Here is a 17,870-nt window from a genome sequence, read left to right as displayed (position 1 = left end):
CTCCGGGCTACCGAACCGGCGCGGTCGTCGGCGGTGCGCGATGTGGGCCGCTGGACGGGGTGAGGGTCAGGGTCGCGTGCACGGTCTTGCCGCCGAGTGCGGGAACTGTCTTGATCCTTCCGCCGAGACCCTCGATGAGGGGGATCCCGAATCCACCGCGCTCGCCCGGTGTGCTGGACCTCTCAGGCAGCGTCTCGCCGTGGTCGGCGACGGCGATGTCCAGACGGCTTCCGTGCCACGTGAGCTTGAGGGTGCAGGGCTCGTGTGTGTGCCGGATGGCGTTGGTGACCAGTTCGGAGACGATGAGCACCACATTGCACATGCGCGAAGCCGGAGCCTCGTGCGCGGCCAGCCATCGGGCGGTGATCTGCCGCGCCACCTGCGGGGTGTGCAGTCCGTAGGGCAGGGCGACGGCTAGATGAAGGTCAGTAACGGGGCTGTGGTCCACATCAGTTGGGGGTGCCGGAGCCGCTGTGGTGACGGTCATGGCCGGCGCCTCCTCTCTGGAGGGGCGTGTTGTGGCTCTGTCAGTGATCCGGAGCCGTAGCCATCCTGGATGGCGAGAAAAACACAGTAAAAGTGAATATTCTTACAAATTATTCTTCTTTCTGATTCAGGTCTGTGCGGTAAGCGGTGTAACTCCCGAGCTGGAAGCGACAGTTGATGACTGACATGACGAGTGGCCGAGGGTGGTCGGGAGAACCACCGCAACGGCCGTAGGACACCGGCACGCGAAGGCCCCGCCGGAGCGGGGCCTTCGCTGCGCAGTCAGGCGCGGTGACCGTAGTACGGGCCTCAGGTCACGTCGACGTAGTCGCCGGAGGAGTTGCTGGCACCGGTGGTGGTGTTGCCGCCGTAACTCCAGCGCCAGGTGCCGTCCTGGGAGGCTGTCACGGTGGTCTTCAGGGAGCCGGTACTGCTGGCGGTCACCGTCTTGACCGTGGAGTAGGCACTGGAACCGGCGGGCTTGAACTGCAGCTTCACCAGCCGACCGCCGTAGTTGTCGTAGCGGTGCTGACTCCAGTTGGCGTGCTGCACGGTGCCGGTGACGGTGATCGGCTTGCCCTTGGCGACCGGCTCCGGGGACGCGTTCGCGTTCTGGATGCGCGAGGCACGCTGGAGACGGACCGTCGCGGACAGCAGGTCGGTGTCGTAACCGCCGTTCTTCTTGATGCCCGTGCCGAGAGTCTTCCATTCGGCGGCGTCACTGTTGACAAGGTGGTTGCCATTACCGCCCGGCATGCCGTCCGGGTCGATGGTCATCGTCTCGTCGCAGTCGCGGAAGGTGTAGCCCCCCGCGGAAGATGTCCTGCAGCTCCATCGGGTCGTGGAGATCGCGAGCAGGTATTTGGTGGACCCGTTACTGCGGTACGCCTCGACCCACCAGTCGTCGAGCGCCACGCTGCTCTTCGCCGTGTACGTCAGCGGGGCCTCGACCTCGGCACTGATGCCGACGACGATGGGCTTGCCGTTGTTGATGACGACGCTCGAGAACGAGATGTCGCTTTCGGCCGCGTGTGCGGCCGGCGCCGTGAGTCCCACGCCCGCCAGCGCCATGCCCCCGGCCACCGCCGCGGCAGCCACGCGCCGCCCGGTCGCCGGTCTGTTCCGCTGTATCGCAGCAGATTTTGCGGTGATCAATCCCCACCCCTGAGTCGAGTATCTGAGCGGCGGGTCGACTGCCCGCCGCCGGAACTCTAGATCATCCAGGGGAGGCACCCGGCGCCGCTCCGTACCTGGTGGCCAGGACGCTGACCGAGCGCCCACCGCCTCCACGACGAGGACGTCTGATGAGTCGCCGACGCACTCCACTCGCACATCGCAGTCCTGTTCGGGGCCTGAGCAGGCGCGTCTGAGCCCTGCATGACAAGTTTGCTGTATGGCGCGGCAAAAGCCACTGCCGAGACCGCTGTGCGGCTGCTGGCACCGACCGCTGCGGTCGCACGCACCTCGTTGATCATGGGGCATGGAGGATCTGTGCACGAGCGCATGGTCCACGCCCTGATTTCCGGCACCCGCGATGGCGTGCTGTTCACCGACGACATCCGCTGCCCGGTGCATGTCGAAGACCTCGCCTCCGCTTTGCGGGAACTCGCCGCGTCCGACCAGGCCGGCATGTTCCACCTTGCCGGACCGGACGCCCTCAGCCGTCACGAACTCGGCGTTCTCATCGCCCGACGCGATGGACTCGACGCAACCCGGCTGCCCACCGGAGGCCGAACCGACACCCTCATGCCCGGGGCCCTGGACGTCCGCCTCGACAGCAGCGCCACCCAGGGACACGTGCGTACACGGCTACGTGGAGCGCGAGAGTTCCTTCAAGCCCGGTAAGCCGCCCGCTGGGCGAAGGCCGGCGCATTCAAGCGCATCCTCGACCAGCTCCGCCGACGGCTGCGCCGCCAGCGCTGTTCCCGGTCGGTCCGGGTGATCGTGGACTCCCAGTCCGTCAAAGGCGCGGTGACCGTATCGAACGCGACGCGCGGATACGACGCGAACAAACACGTAAACGGCAGGAAGCGGCATCTCCTTATTGACCAGGACGGCCTGCTGGTCACGCCCGCCGCCGTTCAGGACCGCAACGCGGTCCGCGTCGTTCTCACCCGCCTCCACGCCGAACGCCCCGAAAACGTCCTGGTCTGGGCGGACAACGGCTACGGAGGCGAGGAGTTCGCCGCCTGGGCCCAGGACACGCTGACGGCGGACATCGCCAGCCGCAAGAAGGTCGACCGGATGAGGGCCGTAGTTCGTGGAGAGTGCGGAGCAGCACCCGGTTCAGCCTCCGAGGCGGTGTGCAAGGTGGAGCAGATCTGCCAGGTGCAGTACCCGTCCGTCGAATCCTGGGAGGGGGACATGGAGCGGCTGGGTCCAGCGGGCGGGGATTGCATCCAGCCCGTAGTACGCCCCGGCGAGGCCCCCGGTCACCGCGGCGACGGTGTCCGTGTCACCGCCGAGGTCGATCGCCGCGCGTATCGCGTCTTCGAAGCTGGCGGTGGTGCGTAGGGCCCAGACGGCGGAGCCCAGGCAGGGCCAGACGGCACCGTTGAACTCGGTCGCCTGATCGGGGTGCCAGTCGGGCGCGAGGACGGTGGCGTAACGGCCGCGGTGGTCGGGGTGGACATGAGCCAGGATGTCCGGGAGCGCTGCGAGGGGGTCGGTGTCCTCAAACGTGACGCGGATAAGTTCGTGGAAGATCGCGGTGCCTTCCCAGGCCGCGCGGTCACCGTGGGTGAGGGCAGCGATCCGGCGGGCCGCGTCCATGGTGGCTTCCTGGCCGGCGGCAGCGAAGTGGACCGCGGAGGTCGATGCCCGCATCAAGGAGCCGTTTCCCGCTGCTCGCTCGTTGACCTGGAAATGGATCGCGGCGGCGAGGTCCCAGGACATGCCGTTGGTCAGGACGTCTTCGGTCTGCAAGCCGATGTCCTTCGGTTCTGACGCTGCCCACCGCTGGAAGCGGGCGAAGATGTCCGGCAGGTCCAGTCCGCCCCGCTCCAGCAGCGACTCCGCGACCAGGATGGCCATCTGCGTGTCGTCGGTCGCCTCGCCGGGGTCCCAGCCACCGCCTCCGCACATCTCGTCACCTGCACCAGGCGCGGGAAACCGCGCAGAGAACGCTCCCTGGGGACCGAACTCGAAGGGGCCACCCAGCGCGTCACCCACCGCTGAGCCGACTATCACGCCGGCGGCCCGCTGAATCCGCTTCATCGGCGCAGGTTATCCGTGCCGCGCAGACGGCCGCGGCCCTATTACTCTTTCGGCTCCCGAACCATCGGTGGCGAACGCATCGTGTCCCAGCACCGCCTGAGGCATCCGGGGTCTGAGACACCGGTACAGGTCACTTGACACCGTCCACGACGCCGTCGGTGGCAGTCAGGGCCGGCGCGGTATCGGGAGACGGTCCGCAGCTTCGTCCCCATCGTTGGCACCATCGGCCGCGGCGTCGTCCCGCATCCGCGGACACCCGCCCGTACCGCAGCTGCAGTACCGGCGCGGCAAGGACCCATCCCCGAGGGGAAGGACGCCTGGCCGCTCCCGCCCGCTGACCGGTCCGCGTCACATCGTCGGCCCGCGCCCCCGAGCGCAGCGCGGGTGCGGCTCAGGCGGCGTGCGCGTCGGCGTAGGCCGGCAGCCGCCAGTCGCCGCCGCGGTCCTCCTTGGAGAACCGCGCGACAACGTCGGGGATGTGGAGGAAGCAGGCCAGCGCGGTGGCGTTCTGGAAGGCGCTGATGGCGTGCTTGTTCATGGGCATGCCCACGCGCAGGATGCGGGGATTGACCTCGCCCTGGATCTCGTCGACGAAGGGCCGCAGGACGCTGTCATAGTTCGCCAGCGCGGTCGGCAGGTCGTCCGCGTGCCGGTTGATCTCCCCGGCCAGGACATAGGCGCCGACCAGGCCGCCGGAGATCCCCATGCCGCTGTAGGGGGATGCGCAGTGCGCGGCGTCCCCGGCCAGGACCACCCGGCCCTTGGACCAGCTGTCGATGCGCACCTGGGCGATCTCCTGGGAGTAGAAGAACGGGCTGTCCTTCATGCCCTCGACGAACCGGTCGGTCTGCCATCCGGCGTCCCGGAACCGCTCAGCCCAGAACTTCTGCTGTTGCTCAACGGGAGCGCGGTGGATCGCGGACGCTTCCGCCGACTCCTCGCGCATCACGAAGTACACCTGGGTCTCGGCCGCGTTGTGGCTGCGCCGCATGATCTGCCGGCCGCCCGGGGCCATGTAGGTGTCGCGGATGTTGGTGTCAGAGGCAATGCGCGGCACGAACCAGTAGGCCATGTGGATGCCCAGGCGCCAGTACGGGTCGAAGCCCTCCGGCAGCAACGCCCGCCGGATGCGTGAGCCCTGCCCGTCGGCGCCGATCAGCAGGTCGTACTCGCCGGAGGTCCCGTCCGAGAAGTGCGCGGTGACCCGGTCTGCGTCCTGGTCGAAGCCGTCGACGCTCTTGCCGAAGACGTACCCGGCGTCGTTCTCGGTCCCCTCGTGCAGGATGCGGACGAGGTCGCCGCGCATGATCTCGTACTCGGAGGTCAGGGTCTGGCGTCCCTTGCCGGAGGTGTTTGCCATGATCGTCGCCTTCGGCTTGCCGCGGGAGTCGACGAAGGCGACGCCCGCCTCGTCCACCAGCCGGCTGCGCACGGTCTCCAGCAGGCCCATGCGCTCGACCGCCTCGATGCCCTGGCCGCGCAGGTCGACCTGCGCGCCCGAGGCGCGCAGCGCCGGGAAGCGCTCGACGACCGTCACCTGGTGACCGCTGCGGGTGAGCCAGAAGGCCAGCGCCTGCCCGGCGACGCCGCCGCCGGCGACGAGGATCCGCAGTGAACGTTTCGCGACCTTGTTTGTCATGTCCGACCACCCCAAAATCTATCGGTGATTGATTCCTTTCCACGGTCTTCTATCAGCGATAGAATGTCAACGTGACCAAGATGAACCGTGGGACCGTCGTCACAGAGGCGCTGGATCTGCTGGACGACGTCGGCCTGGAAACGGTCAGCACCAGGCGGCTGGCCAAGCGACTCGGCGTCGAGCAGCCGTCGCTCTACTACCACTTCCGGACCAAGAAGGATCTCCTTGCGGCCATGGCGGAGGCGGCCATGGCCCCGCACGCCAACGCGCCGCTGCCATCCCCCGAGGACGACTGGCGCGCGTGGTTCCTGGAGAACTCCCGCAGCTTCCGTCGCACGCTGCTGATGCGCCGTGACGGCGCCCGGCTGCACGCCGGCAGCACTCCGGCCGGAGACCTCGACCGGATCCGCCGCAAGATGGCCTTCCTGGTCTCCTCCGGCGTGCCCGAGCGGGAGGCGCAGACGGCGATGCTGGCCGCCGGCCGCTACACGGTCGGCTGCGTGCTCGAGGAGCAGGCGGATACGGATTCGCCAGACGGCGAGGACCTGCCGGACGACGTCCCGGTACTGGATCACGAGGCGGCCTTCGAGGCGGGCCTTGCGCTCATCCTCAGCGGCCTGGAACAGCACACCGCGGCATCCGGCCCGGCCTCCGTCGCACCGTCGCCGATCTGACCGGCTGCAGGACGGGACGGGTCAGGAGAGCGCCCTCCGGGGGCGTTCGTCGCGCGCCAGGCGCCCCAGATGGCTCCGCAGCCCCCACAGCGCCGCCGCTACGAGCAACCAGACCACGGCAGAGGCCGGCAGCCGCCCAGCGAAAAGGCCGGTGAGCAGGGCCACGGTCAGCGGGGGCAGCGAGTGCGCCAACAGACCGTGCCGGCGCGGCCCTTCACCGGCAGCGGCCTGTGCGGCCACCGTTCCGGTCAGACCGGTCAGACCGGTCAGCCCGAGCATGCCGATCAGCATCGTGCCCGTCCGCGCGCGGGCACCTGCGACGTCGCCGCGCGTCGTGGAGCATATGACGACGCGTTCGCCGGGTGCGTCCTTGCGGGCCCACGCCTTCTGCGCGCCCCACAGGATCTATTCGGCCCAGGCACGCTCCAGCAGGGCGCCGAAGGCGGCGGGCTCTCGGCCGATCAGCTCGGCCAGCGTCGAGTCGACGGCGGTGAACTCGCCGTTCCGCGCCGCTGCGAAGATGCTCAGCATCAGGTCGGCGATCGGGGCCGGGGCGCCGTGCGCCAGTGCCTGCTCGCGGAAGGCGTCGTCGGGGACGACGGTGCGGGTGAAAGGCCGTCCGGTGGCCTGGGACGCGATCTCGGCGACGGTGCCGAAGTCGAGCGTCGCCGCGCCGGTGAGCGGCGGGGTGGGCCCCTCGAATCGGCCCTCCTCGGTGAGGATGGCCGCGGTGGCCTCGGCGAGGTCGTCGTGGCCGGTCCAGGCGACGGGGCCGTCGGCGGGGAGGGCAATGTCGCCGGTGTGGCGGGCGGACTCCAGGAACTGCAAGGCGCTGGCCGCGTAGAAGCCGTTGCGCAGCGCGGTCCAGGGCAGGCCGGTGGCGCGCAGCAGGTCCTCGGTCTGGGCGTGGTCGCGGCATGCCTGGAAGCGGGAGTCGTGGGCGGCGCCCATCTGGCTGGTGTAGAGAATGCGGCCGGCGCCGGCCTTCACGGCGGCGTCGATGGCGGTGCGATGGCCGGTGACGCACTCCTCGCCGATGCGGTCGAGGGAGACGAGGAGCAGCTGCTCGGCCCCCTCGAAGGCATGCACGAGCGAGGCGGGGTCGTCGAAGCTGCCCTGCCGGACACGGACGCCGCGGTCGGCGAGGTCCTGGGCCTTGCGCGGGTCGCGGACGCTGACGCCGACGCGGTCGGCGTGGACGCGCTCCAGGAGGCGTTCGACGGTGCTGCGGCCGAGCTTTCCGGTGGCTCCGGTCACGATGATCATTGGGTTCTCCCGACGCTGTTTCCAGTGGAATCATTTCGACGGTAACACTGGAATATCAATGGAACCAAGTCTTCGATACCATCGATTCATGGCCACGCACGACACCACCGACAGTCCTCGTCGCCGCATCGTCGAGGCGGCCGTCGAGCTGCTGGAGAACGGCGGCCCGGACGCGGTGAGCACCCGCGCGGTCGCCGCCGCGGCCGGAACGCAACCTCCGGCGATCTACCGCCTCTTCGGAGACAAGGAGGGACTCCTTGAGGCTGTGGCCGAGCACGGCTACGCGCAGTTCCTGGAGGGCAAGCGCGCGCAGCTCGACCCCGACCCGCGGGACGCGGTGGAGGACCTGCGCCGAGGCTGGGACATGGTGGTGGAGTTCGGGGTCGCCCGCCCCGAGCTGTTCGCGGTAATGAACAGGGCCACCGGCCGGGGGGCGGACATGGCACACCGTGCGGGCCTGGAGATCCTCCACGGCCGGGTGCGCCGACTGGCTGCCGGGGGGTGGCTGCGGGTCGACGAGGAGCTGGCCGCCCAGATCATCCAGGCCACCGGTCGAGGCGCGGTCACCACCTGGCACTCCACCCCAGCGGAACGCCGCAATCCGGCGCTGCTGACCGTTCTCCGCGAGGCCATGGTCGCCGCCGTCACCCGCGCCGAACCGACGGTCCCCGCCGCGGAGGCCGGCCCCGCCGCGGCGGCCCGCGCGCTGCGGGCCGCTCTCCCGGATGATGCCGATGTCCTGAGCGACGCCGAGCAGCACCTGCTGCGCGAGTGGCTCACCCGCCTCGCAGCGGACGGTGGCACACCGTACGCCTGATCGCGCGTCAGGAGCCCTCGTGAGATGGGCATCCGTGCCTTCTGGTCTTGGCGTGCGAGCGGGCCTGCGGTCCGGACGCCGATCCGGCTTGGGCTGCGTTCGCCGCGCCCGAGGTGGCGGGGCAGATCCGGGGTGAGCGGCGCGCGGCCGCGCTGCGCCGACTGCGCGGGTCACATGAGGCGTACGAGGCGCGTCTTCGGGGCCCCGATTACTCCTTCGCCTACTGCGACCGGCTGGTACGTCGGCTCGACGTCCTGCGAGCCCGCGGGCACGGCCGACAGGAGGTGCCGCGGAGTTCGCCGGTCGAGCAACCCGTTGGCCGGATGTACGAACCCTGACCTGACATCAAACGTCTACACAGAGGATTTTGTGCCATATTTTGGACACATCTCCTGACGAAAGGCATGTCATGAAGTTCGCGGTCATCGGCGGTACCGGGCTGATCGGGTCGCAGGTCGTCAAGAACCTGAACGCCGCCGGGCACGAGGCGGTGCCGCACGCGCAGTCCACCGGAATCGACGTCATCACCGGCCAGGGACTGGGCGAGGCGGTGGCGGGGGCCGACGTCATCGTCAACCTGACGAACTCCCCGACCTTCGACGAAGCCTCCCCGGCCTTCTTCCAGACCTCGATGGACAACCTTCTGGCCGCGGCCCAGAAGGGCGGCGTCGGCCACTTCGTCATTCTCTCGATCGTCGGCGTGGACCAGGTACCGGAGCTGGACTACTACCGGGCCAAGGTGCTCCAGGAGGACATCCTCGCGGCAGGGCCGGTCCCCTACTCGATCGTCCGCGCGACGCAGTTCATGGAGTTCATGGACGCTGTCCTGTCCTGGACCGCCGAGGGCGACACCGTCCGGCTGCCCGCCACGCCGATCCAGCCGATCGCCTCCAAGGACGTGGCCCACGCGGTGGCGGAAGTCGCCGCGGGCGCCCCGCTGAGGGGCATTCGCAACATCGCCGGGCCCGAGGTCTTCTCCCTGGACGAGCTGGGCCGGATCACCCTCACCCACAAGGGTGACGGCCGCACCGTTGTCACCGACCCCACCGCCGGCATGTTTGCCGTCGTCAAGGGTGACGTCCTCACCGACAAGGACGCCCACCTCGCCCCCACCCGCTACGTCGACTGGCTCTCCTGAACCGCTCGCGCCCTCCAGCCTGGCTCTGACGTGGCTCGGTGGCTCCGGCATATTGGCTTCCTCTGGCCCCAGTTGACGAAGATCCTGTGTCGCCCGGACGCCTTGAAGTGGCCCCATGGGTTGGCCTGCGCTGGGCCCGCTTGAGGTGTCTGGAAAGCGGTGTCAGTGGCAGCCGATAGTGTCGTGGTCCATGAGTGGTCAACGGCATGAGGTGGTTGTCCGCAAGGCGGAGCATGCAGACGTCGACGGTCTTGTGGCGTGCAGTGGTGCCCTGTTCGCCGAGGACGCGGGGACCCGTGATCCGAGCGTCGACATCAACTGGCCGCGTGAGCACGGACGGCAGCGTTTCACTGCCGGTATCGACGATCCGGACCGGCTACTGCTTGTTGCCGACCGGGGCGGCGAGGTTGTCGGCCATCTCACCGGTGTGGTGGCCGAAGGGTCGGCGATGAAACCGGTGAAGGTCGCGTCACTGGTGAGCATGTATGTGCAGCCCGCCTATCGCCGGGAACAGATCGGCGGGCACCTGATGGGTCAGTTCTTGGCCTGGGCGAAGGACAAAGGTGCGGAACTGGCGGAGGTGACGGCGTACTCGATCAACACCGAGGCCATCCGTTTCTATGAGCGCAATGGCTTCGCGTCCAAGTCGGTGACCTTGGAGACTGTTCTGTAGACGCGTGTTGAAAGCGGCCACCGCGCGTCCGCTGTTCCGGCCTGGCTAGGGAGCGTCCACGGCAACGGCCGGCCACCACAGGGGGATGCGCGGCCGGCCATTACCCGCCGACCACAGACGTTACGGCGCCACCACGGGGACACCGTCCGGGCGGCCGGCGAGCAGCGCAGCGATGTTGTCGGCACAGCGGAGGGCGGCCTCAGTCATCGCGCGCCGGGTCATCCCGGCCACGTGTGGGGTGAGCAGGGCGTTGGGCAGGCCGAACAACGCGGAGGTGAACGCGGCGTGCTCGTGGGCGAAGGTGTCGACGGCGGCGGCCGCCAGGGGGCGTGCCGGGTTGCGTAGTGCGTCTGCCAGGGCTTGCTCGTCGACGATTCCGCCCCGGAAGGTGTTCAGCAGGATCGAGCCAGGTCGCATCAGCGCCAGTTCCGCCCGGCCGACCCGGCTTCCTGTCCGACACACGGCTACGAACACGCGCAGGTCATCCAGAGTCATAGCACCCAAGCTATGCCTGGGGTGAGTGGGAGTAATCACCAGGATTGACTGGGGTTCTGGGGTGTCAGAAGATCGTTGCAGGGCCCAGGCGGCAACCCGGCCGGTGCCTTCGTACGGATCCGGACCGGCGAAGGCGCTGTGCGGGTGCCGACCAACCCATTACCGAAGGGACACGGACACTGTGCCTGCTCTCCCTGCCACGACTGACCGGGCTGTCACCCTGCTGCGTGAGTTCGGTGCCGAAGGCATCGCCCACCCCGGCGGCACTCTCCTTACCCACCTCCAGCGTGTACAGGCGCGGCTGGCGACGTGGAAGGCCCGTCCGGCCCTCCAACTCGCCGGTCTGTGTCACGCGTTCTACGGCACGGACGGCTTCTCCACAGCACTGCTGCCACTGGACCGTCGCAACGACCTTGCGGCGGTGATTGGCACCGAGGCCGAGGCCATCGTGTACCTGTACGCCTCATGCGACCGGAAGGCAACGTACCCGGCTCTCAACCAGGCCGATGCGGCCTTCCACGACAGGTTCACCGGCCGCTCCCACGTTCCAGGGCCACAGTTGCGCCGGGACTTCACCGAACTGTCGGCGGCCAACGAACTCGATCTCGCCATCGTCGATTCCGCCTTCCGTGACAAGTGGGGCCCTCAGCTGCTCGCCCTGTTCACCAGACTCCAGGATTTGCTGAGTGCTGACGCCTGGCTCGAGTGCCGCACGGCGCTTACCACTCCTGCCTCCCGGCCGACGAACCAACACGCCAGTTCTGGCTGGTCGGCGTCGAAGGCCGACCAGCGCTGAGATGGTGGACAACGGTCGTGGCTGTGGCGGTCGGCCGGGGACCGGAGATGGTCGGCGCGTCGGGTGAGCCGGTCGGCGAGCGGGCCAGGTACAGCCTCCGAGGCAGCCTGTTTCTCCAACGTCTGTGCGCGCTGCAAGAGTTCGTCGGCGTGGCGGTCGGTGCGCGCGATGTTCGCACACGACGGCTGGCAGCGGTCGAGGCTTGGGGCGTCGGTGACATCAAAGCGTTCGTCCCGACTGAGCTGAAGCTCGAGCCAGCCGTGTCCACCGGTCTGCCGGTAGGTGTCGCGACGATGGTGAAGCACTTCGAGGGGGAGGTCGCGGGTCGCTCGGCGACCCTGCTCACTGCCGCGATCGACCAAGCGACCGGCGTCGGTACCTATGTGGCCATGGAGTCGTTCGAGGGTTCGCTGCACGGACGGGCGGGTCCTTCAACTTCGTGCGCTCGGCGACAACGTCCGGCAGCGACCGCACCACGGAGTTCTTCACCATCGTGCCTTCGAGCGGAACCGGCGAGCAGGCTGGAATCTCGGGTGCCGGGGGATGGCCGTTGACGCTGACGGCACGCATCGCATCTGGTTCGACTACCAGCTCGGCTAAGGGCTCGCAGGGGCTGCAGGCCCTTCGTGATGAGTTTTCGCGCCCGCGCCCGTCATACCTACGACGGGACACGACGAGGCGGAAGGATGACGTGATGAGCGTGGACACGCGGCTGGAGGAGCTGGGCGTGAGCGGGCTGGGCGAGGTCGACGAGTCGGCGTTCTCGGGGCTGGCGGAGCGGCACCGGCGGGAGCTGCACGTGCACTGCTACCGGATGCTCGGGTCGTTCGAGGACGCCGAGGACACCGTGCAGGAGACGTTCCTCCGTGCCTGGCGGCGGCGGGAGACCTTCGAGGGGCGGTCTACGTTCCGGGCCTGGCTGTACCGGATCGCCACCAACGCCTGCCTGGACCTGCTCGCCAAGTGCCGCCCGGAGCCCGCGACCGGAGGCGAGGTGCTGTGGCTGCAACCGTACCCGGACCGGCTGCTCGACGAGCTGCCCGCGGGCGACGCGGACGAGCCGGAGACCGTCGCCGTCGCGCGGGAGACGATCGAGCTGGCGTACCTGGTCGCGGTCCAGCACCTCGCGCCGCGCCCGCGGGCCGTGCTGATCCTGCGGGACGTGCTCGGCTGGCCGGCGAAGGACGTCGCGGAGCTCCTCGGGGACTCCGTCAACTCCGTGAACAGCGCGCTGCAGCGGGCCCGCGCCGGCATGCGGGAGTACCTGCCCGCCGAGCGGCAGGACTGGACCGGCGGCGAACAGGACGCCGGGACGCGCGAGCTGGTGCGCCGCTTCACCGACGCCAGCGTCGCGACCGACGTCGACGGGATCGCGGCCATGCTGCGGGACGACGTCCGCTGCTCGATGCCGCCCACGCCGGGCCTGTACGTCGGCCGCGACGCGGTGGTGAACGACTGGGTCGAGGACGGCTTCGAGGGCATGAAGGGCCTGCGCGCCGTCCTCACCTCCGTGAACCGGCAGCCCGCCGTCGCCTTCTACCTCTGGCGGGACCGGGAGGGCGCGTACCTGCCGCTGACGATCGACGTCCTGCGCGTCACCGGCGGAGCGATCACCGAGATCGTCATCTTCCACGACGACCGGTTCCCGCGGCTCAGGCTGCCGGAGCGCCTGCCGGCGGACGGCACGGAGTAGTCCCGGTGTGGACGCTCACGCTGCGCGGTGGCGTGCGGGTCGCGGTGGTCGCGGCGGAGTGGTGCGACGCGTGCGTCGTCGTCACCCGCGGGCGGGTGCAGCTGGAGCTGCGCGACGGCGAGCTGGGGCCGGTCCTCGGGCGCGGCGCCGGGTTCTGGCTCCGCGGCACCGGCGTCCGCGCCCTGCGGAACCCCGGCCGTCGCACGGCGAGGGTGCGCATCGTCACCCCCAGGGCCAGGACCGTCACCTGCCGGCCAGCGCACCCCGTACCCCAGTCATCGGGGCAAACACCGCCACCACCACCGCCTTCCTCGGGCTGCACCTTGTCCCTGCGACGGTGATGGTCCCCACCCTGGTGCGGAGCCTCCGCCGCACCTGGACCGATTGACGATCCCGCGACGGGACCGGTCACCGGGCAGACCGCCGGTCCGCCGGGACGTGGAGCGTGCTTCTGGAAGAAGATCGCCGAGGGGCTGACCAATGAGGACGCCGCGATCGCCTGCGGCGTGTCGGGGCCGGTGGGAAGTCGGTGGTTCCGGGAACGTGGCGGGACGCCGTTTCCCCCCGGGCCCGCACCGCCGGCCGGGGCAAGAAGTTCGTCACCGAGGAGGCAGGCGTGTACTTCGTCGTGGTCAGGACCAGGACGGCGTCCGCTCACGCGGAGGTCTCCCGGGCCACCACCCGGCCTCGGTCAGGACGGCTGCCTCATCGACCACAGAGCCGAGGTGGCCCGGCAGTCGGGCCGTGCGGTGTTGGTACCGCTCCAGCAGTCCGGGGACCTGCTCATAAAAGGTCTGCCATGCCGACGATCCCTGTCACGCTTTGTCGCCACCGACTACCAGTGGCACCGCCCTCCGCGTGAGTGACTGGAGAAGCGGAGTCGCTCGGCGCCCAAGGCCGATGAGCCGGCCCGGCGCAGTGGCTGGAGCGTCACCACTGGTCTGTCCACTCGGTCTCGATCGCGCTGAGCTCGTCCTGATCGATATCGAGCAGCGGGGGTTGGGGGCGAGCTGCGGGTCCTCAAGGACAGGGAGTTCTCCGGCGCCGGTAGACGCGTCTGGTCGATCTTCCCGTTCAAGGTCAGGGGCAGGGTGTCAGGCACGACGACGGAGGACGGCACCATGTAGTCGGGCAGACGCTCCTCCAACTCGCGGCGAACGGTCTTCGGCTGCGGAGCTTGCCCGGATTCCGGAACGACATAGCCGACGATGCGCCTGTCTCCCGGTACGTCCTCGCGCACGATGGCCGCTGCTCTACCGACTGATGCGCACTGGGTGAGAGCCAGCGTGATCTCGAGCAGTTCGATGCGGAACCCGCTGATCTTCACTTGACCGTCGGCTCGTCCGACGTGCTCGAGCATCCCTTCCGTGCGCCAGCGCACCAGGTCCCCGGTCCGGTACACGTGCGCTCCCTTTCAGGTCGACCGCTTCCGCGGTGTCCGCGGCGATCCGACGAAGGCTCATCCGCCGACGGGGAGCACATGTGCTTGAGCCCCTCGAGAACCGAACGTCACCTCAAGCGCGTGTATCGGAGAAGCAGATTGACATGCGCACGAAGGTGGGGAACGCGGGTGGGAACCAGATTACGAGCGAGAACGGCGGCACTCGCCGCCGCGGTGGCCGGGACGCTGATCGCAGGGGCGGCGCCGGCCGGCATCCATCCGGCGCAGGCCGCGAGCTCCACCGCACAGGACGGTACGAAGGCGAAGGCGTCGTCGACCGCGACCGTGACACTGATCACCGGCGACCGCGTCGTCGTCGGCTCCGACGGACGGGTCGTCCGGCTCGTCCGCGGCAAGGGCCGTGAAGAGACCGGCTTTTCGGTGCGGCGCGAGGCCGGGCACACGTACGCCATCCCGCAGGACGCCCTGCGCATGGTCGGCGACGGCGTCCTCGACCGGCGGCTCTTCGACGTCGCCCAGCTGGTCGAGGACGAGTACGACGACGCGCACCGCAGCACACTGCCCCTGATCGTCGGCTACCGGCGGAACGCGGCTGGGGCGAGGGACTTCGCCGCCTCCGGCGACCTCCTCGGCGGGGTCGCCCGCCACCGCCGTCCGCTGCCCGCGCTCACCGGCGAGGCATTCGACGCGCCCAAGTCCGACGCCACGGCCCTGTGGTCGGCGGTCACCGGCCGTACTCCCGCCCGCGCGGCGGGAGCCGCCCCCACGAGGCCCATCGCCCACCTGTGGCTGGACGCCAGAGTCCGGGCCACCCTCGACACGAGCGTGCCGCAGATAGGCGCGCCCGCCATGTGGAAGGCGGGCCACACCGGCAAGGGCGTCAAGGTCGCGGTCCTGGACTCGGGGGTCGACCAGAACCACCCCGACCTCAAAGGTGCCGAGATCGCGGAGAAGAACTTCAGCTCATCGCCCGGTCCGGAGGACCGCGACGGGCACGGCACGCATGTGGCCTCCATCCTCGCCGGGACGGGCGCGCAATCGGGCGGCCGCTACAAGGGCGTGGCACCCGACGTGCAGCTCCTGGACGGCAAGGTCGTGAACGACCACGGTTTCGGCAACTCCTCGGCCATCGTCAGAGGCATGCAGTGGGCCGTCGACGAGGGCGCGAAGGTCGTCAACATGAGCATCGGGGTCAGCGACTTCACGGACGTCGACCCGATGGAGGAGGCGATCGCCCGACTCTCCGACAAGGCCCTGTTCGTGGTGAGCGCGGGTAACGACGGCGACAAGGCCGGCACGATCAACTCGCCCGGCAGCGCCCCCGAGGCGCTCACCGTCGGCGCGGTCGACAAGCAGGACCAGATCGCGCCGTTCTCCAGCCGCGGCCCGACAGCCACCGGGGAGTCCAAGCCGGACATCACCGCCCCGGGCGTCGACATCACCGCTGCCCTGACCACGGAGGGCCCGGAGCCCTCGGGCGACGGCTACACCACCATGAGCGGGACCTCGATGTCCGCTCCGCACGCGGCCGGCGCCGCCGCCCTGCTGTTCCAGCAGCACCCGACCTGGAGCGGCGCCCAGATCAAGGCGCTGCTGACCGGATCGGCCGAGCCCAACCCGGCGCTCAACGCCTCCCAGCAGGGCGCGGGCCGGGTCGATCTGGCACGGGCGGCCACAGCCGTCGTCGTCTCCGAGCCCGGATCGCTCGACTTCGGCACGCAACTCTGGCCGCACGCCGACGACGAGTCGGTCACGAAGTCGCTCACCTACCGGAACTACGGCGACCAGGCCGTCACGCTCCGGCTGAGCGCGGCGGGGACCGACTCGTCGGGCAGCCCGGCCCCGGCCGGGATGTTCACCGTGAAGGACGCCGAGCTGACCGTCCCCGCCGGTGGCAGCGCGACGACCACCGTCGCCGCCGACACCCGCCAGGGCTCGGTCGACGGCGCGTTCGGCGGCAGCGTGCTGGCTGAGGGGGACGGCCAGTCGGTGCGCACCGGCCTCGCGGTCGTCCGTGAGGTGGAGTCGTACGACGTCACACTGCGGCACACGGGCGTCGACGGCGCGGCTCCGTCGAGCTACTACAGCACGATCACCACGGTCGGCACGGACGTGCCGGAGCACATCGACTTCCCGAACAACCCGACAGGCGTCGTCACCCGGCGGCTGCCCAAGGGGGACTACCAGCTGGAGAGCTTCGTCTACAGCCTGGACGACAGAATGGCCATTTTCGTCCAGCCGGTGTTGAAGGTGACGGCGAAGACCACGATCGACCTCGATTCCCGCAAGGCCAAGCCGTTCGCCGTCACCGTCCCGGATCCGGACGCACGACTGGTCGGCGCCACCGTCGGGTACGAGGACCAGGCCGCAGGGGTGAGTAACTCCTGGGTCACCCACGGCCAGACGCAGTTCCTCACCGCCGCGCTCGGCCCGGCCGGCGCCGGCCTGCGCGCGCAGTACAACGGTGTGTGGAAGGCCCCCGGCGCGGTGGGCGAGAACGTCGACTACCGGCTTGCCTTCCACCGCACGGGCAGGTGGTTCACCGGCCTCGACCGCACCGTCACCCGGGCCGACCTCGCCGAAGTGAAGCTCGGCTTCGGCGCGTCCGTGACCGGGGCGAAGGGCCAGATCTGGGTGACGCCGACGGACAGGAGCGGCTACGGCGTCGGTACGCGGGAACCGGTCGCGCAGAGTCTGCCGCTGGCCACCACGCAGTACGTCAGTACCACCGGCGTGCGCTGGCTCTGGAGCGCGGTGCAGGTCGACGCCCAGGGCGAGGGGCGCATCAACTACAGCAAGGGCCCGGTGGTTTACAGGCCGGGCACGCGCCACACGCTGAACTTCAACACCGGTGTGGTCGGCCCCGATCTGGAGGCCGGCAACGAACAGGGCGCCACCCGGTACGGCGACTACATCGACGCCAGGGTCCAGTTGTTCAACGACGGCAGCGGTCACTCGGGTTCGTCCGTCGTCACCGACGGCTTCGCCCGGCTGGAGTCGGGCGGCCGGGTCATCGCCGAGAGTTCGTCCAACGACTGGGTGAGCGCCGAGGTCGCGGCTCCCTCCGCTGTGTACCGCCTGAGGGCGGAGGCGAGCCGCTCCGCCGAGGACACCTCCATCAGCACGAAGGTCGCCGCGGTCTGGACGTTCACCTCGGCCCGCCCGTCCGCGGACCGGTCGGAAGTGCTGCCGTTGTCGACGGTGCGGCTCTCGCCGAAACTGAGCCTGAGCGGGACGGCTCCGGCGGGCGGCACATTGAAGGTGCCGCTACGGCTGGGTGGCGCGGCCGCCGCAGCCGGGCAGGTCGCCGCACTGACCGTCAAGATCTCCTATGACGGAGGCGAGACCTGGAAGCGGCTCACGGTGAAGACCGACGCGAAGGGGGCGCGCTCGGTGAGCGTGAAGCACCCGGCGACGGCCGAGGCCGTGTCCTTCCAGGTGGACCTGGAGGACAAGGGCGGCAACACCGTGCGGGAGACGATCACGAACGCCTACCGGCTCGCGCCGTGAGGTGACCGCACGACGGTGACCACCGCATGACGCCGACAGGTCCGGCCAGGCCCCCGCGAGGCCGG

16 protein-coding genes and 4 pseudogenes are annotated in these 17,870 nt (G+C 69.6%); 12 read left to right on the top strand and 8 right to left on the bottom strand.

Annotation, left to right across the window (positions count from 1 at the left end):
- Window positions 1-7: 7 nt before the first annotated feature.
- Together OG485_RS01455 and OG485_RS01450 are read right to left on the bottom strand one after the other, a co-directional pair.
- The gene (locus tag OG485_RS01455; RefSeq protein ID WP_328663621.1) at window positions 8-487 is read right to left on the bottom strand and encodes an ATP-binding protein; all 480 of its coding nucleotides are present in this window, start codon (window positions 485-487) and stop codon (window positions 8-10) included.
- 308 nt (window positions 488-795) lie between these two features.
- Window positions 796-1,584 carry a hypothetical protein gene (locus OG485_RS01450; RefSeq protein ID WP_328663618.1) on the bottom strand — a complete coding sequence of 263 codons (789 nt, stop codon included), beginning with the start codon at window positions 1,582-1,584 and terminating at the stop codon, window positions 796-798.
- Between the two features lie 294 nt (window positions 1,585-1,878).
- Between OG485_RS01450 and OG485_RS01445 the strand changes: the two are divergent.
- Together OG485_RS01445 and OG485_RS01440 are read left to right on the top strand one after the other, a co-directional pair.
- Window positions 1,879-2,331 (top strand): annotated as a pseudogene (locus OG485_RS01445) (sugar nucleotide-binding protein); the annotation flags it as partial.
- Between the two features lie 93 nt (window positions 2,332-2,424).
- A pseudogene (locus tag OG485_RS01440) lies at window positions 2,425-2,673 on the top strand (transposase); the annotation flags it as partial.
- Between the two features lie 99 nt (window positions 2,674-2,772).
- On the opposite strand, the gene OG485_RS01435 reads toward OG485_RS01440, so the two are convergent.
- Both OG485_RS01435 and OG485_RS01430 read right to left on the bottom strand, forming a co-directional pair.
- The gene (locus OG485_RS01435; RefSeq protein WP_328663617.1) at window positions 2,773-3,702 is read right to left on the bottom strand and encodes an ADP-ribosylglycohydrolase family protein; all 930 of its coding nucleotides are present in this window, start codon (window positions 3,700-3,702) and stop codon (window positions 2,773-2,775) included.
- A gap of 391 nt (window positions 3,703-4,093) precedes the next feature.
- Window positions 4,094-5,341, bottom strand: a complete 1,248-nt coding sequence (locus tag OG485_RS01430) for an FAD-dependent monooxygenase (RefSeq protein WP_328663615.1) — start codon at window positions 5,339-5,341, stop codon at window positions 4,094-4,096.
- A gap of 80 nt (window positions 5,342-5,421) precedes the next feature.
- Between OG485_RS01430 and OG485_RS01425 the strand changes: the two genes are divergently transcribed.
- Window positions 5,422-6,015 carry a TetR/AcrR family transcriptional regulator C-terminal domain-containing protein gene (locus tag OG485_RS01425; protein WP_328674210.1) on the top strand — a complete coding sequence of 198 codons (594 nt, stop codon included), beginning with the start codon at window positions 5,422-5,424 and terminating at the stop codon, window positions 6,013-6,015.
- Between the two features lie 21 nt (window positions 6,016-6,036).
- Here the strand turns inward: OG485_RS01425 and OG485_RS01420 are convergent, their stop codons facing one another.
- Entirely contained in the window at window positions 6,037-6,294 is a 258-nt protein-coding gene (locus OG485_RS01420; protein WP_328663614.1) for a hypothetical protein, read from the bottom strand.
- 126 nt (window positions 6,295-6,420) lie between these two features.
- The gene (locus OG485_RS01415; RefSeq protein ID WP_328663612.1) at window positions 6,421-7,281 is read right to left on the bottom strand and encodes an SDR family oxidoreductase; all 861 of its coding nucleotides are present in this window, start codon (window positions 7,279-7,281) and stop codon (window positions 6,421-6,423) included.
- Between the two features lie 88 nt (window positions 7,282-7,369).
- On the opposite strand from OG485_RS01415, the gene OG485_RS01410 reads away from it, so the two are divergent.
- From OG485_RS01410 to OG485_RS01400, 3 genes are all read left to right on the top strand, one after another.
- Entirely contained in the window at window positions 7,370-8,098 is a 729-nt protein-coding gene (locus OG485_RS01410) for a TetR/AcrR family transcriptional regulator (RefSeq protein WP_328663610.1), read from the top strand.
- Between the two features lie 409 nt (window positions 8,099-8,507).
- Entirely contained in the window at window positions 8,508-9,236 is a 729-nt protein-coding gene (locus OG485_RS01405) for an SDR family oxidoreductase (protein ID WP_328663609.1), read from the top strand.
- A 190-nt stretch (window positions 9,237-9,426) separates the two neighbouring features.
- Window positions 9,427-9,909: a GNAT family N-acetyltransferase gene (locus tag OG485_RS01400; protein WP_328663607.1), complete on the top strand. Its 483-nt coding sequence runs from the start codon at window positions 9,427-9,429 to the stop codon at window positions 9,907-9,909.
- 120 nt (window positions 9,910-10,029) lie between these two features.
- Here OG485_RS01400 and OG485_RS01395 read toward each other — a convergent pair whose 3' ends face one another.
- On the bottom strand, window positions 10,030-10,404 hold the full coding sequence (locus OG485_RS01395; RefSeq protein WP_328663605.1) for an NAD(P)-dependent oxidoreductase: 375 nt from the start codon (window positions 10,402-10,404) through the stop codon (window positions 10,030-10,032).
- A 181-nt stretch (window positions 10,405-10,585) separates the two neighbouring features.
- On the opposite strand from OG485_RS01395, the gene OG485_RS01390 reads away from it, so the two are divergent.
- From OG485_RS01390 to OG485_RS01370, 5 genes and pseudogenes are all read left to right on the top strand, one after another.
- Window positions 10,586-11,200 (top strand): DUF6817 domain-containing protein, encoded by a 615-nt coding sequence (locus OG485_RS01390; RefSeq protein WP_328663603.1) that lies wholly within the window; start codon window positions 10,586-10,588, stop codon window positions 11,198-11,200.
- A gap of 218 nt (window positions 11,201-11,418) precedes the next feature.
- A pseudogene (locus OG485_RS01385) lies at window positions 11,419-11,800 on the top strand (DUF3224 domain-containing protein).
- Window positions 11,801-11,894: 94 nt separating this feature from the next.
- Complete coding sequence (locus OG485_RS01380; protein ID WP_328663602.1) at window positions 11,895-12,893, top strand: RNA polymerase subunit sigma-70; 999 nt, start codon at window positions 11,895-11,897, stop codon at window positions 12,891-12,893.
- A 5-nt stretch (window positions 12,894-12,898) separates the two neighbouring features.
- Window positions 12,899-13,234, top strand: a complete 336-nt coding sequence (locus OG485_RS01375; protein WP_328674852.1) for a hypothetical protein — start codon at window positions 12,899-12,901, stop codon at window positions 13,232-13,234.
- A 34-nt stretch (window positions 13,235-13,268) separates the two neighbouring features.
- Window positions 13,269-13,450, top strand: a pseudogene (locus tag OG485_RS01370) (IS30 family transposase); the annotation flags it as partial.
- 278 nt (window positions 13,451-13,728) lie between these two features.
- Here the strand turns inward: OG485_RS01370 and OG485_RS43870 are convergent.
- Window positions 13,729-14,253 carry an AMP-binding enzyme gene (locus tag OG485_RS43870; protein ID WP_443048891.1) on the bottom strand — a complete coding sequence of 175 codons (525 nt, stop codon included), beginning with the start codon at window positions 14,251-14,253 and terminating at the stop codon, window positions 13,729-13,731.
- Between the two features lie 210 nt (window positions 14,254-14,463).
- Here OG485_RS43870 and OG485_RS01365 point away from each other — a divergent pair, with 210 nt between their 5' ends.
- Window positions 14,464-17,805 (top strand): S8 family serine peptidase, encoded by a 3,342-nt coding sequence (locus OG485_RS01365; RefSeq protein WP_328663601.1) that lies wholly within the window; start codon window positions 14,464-14,466, stop codon window positions 17,803-17,805.
- Window positions 17,806-17,870 lie beyond the last annotated feature (65 nt).

The organism is Streptomyces sp. NBC_00328, from assembly GCF_036139655.1.
Classification (GTDB): Bacteria; Actinomycetota; Actinomycetes; order Streptomycetales; family Streptomycetaceae; genus Streptomyces.
This window is presented reverse-complemented; position numbering and strand designations above follow the sequence as displayed.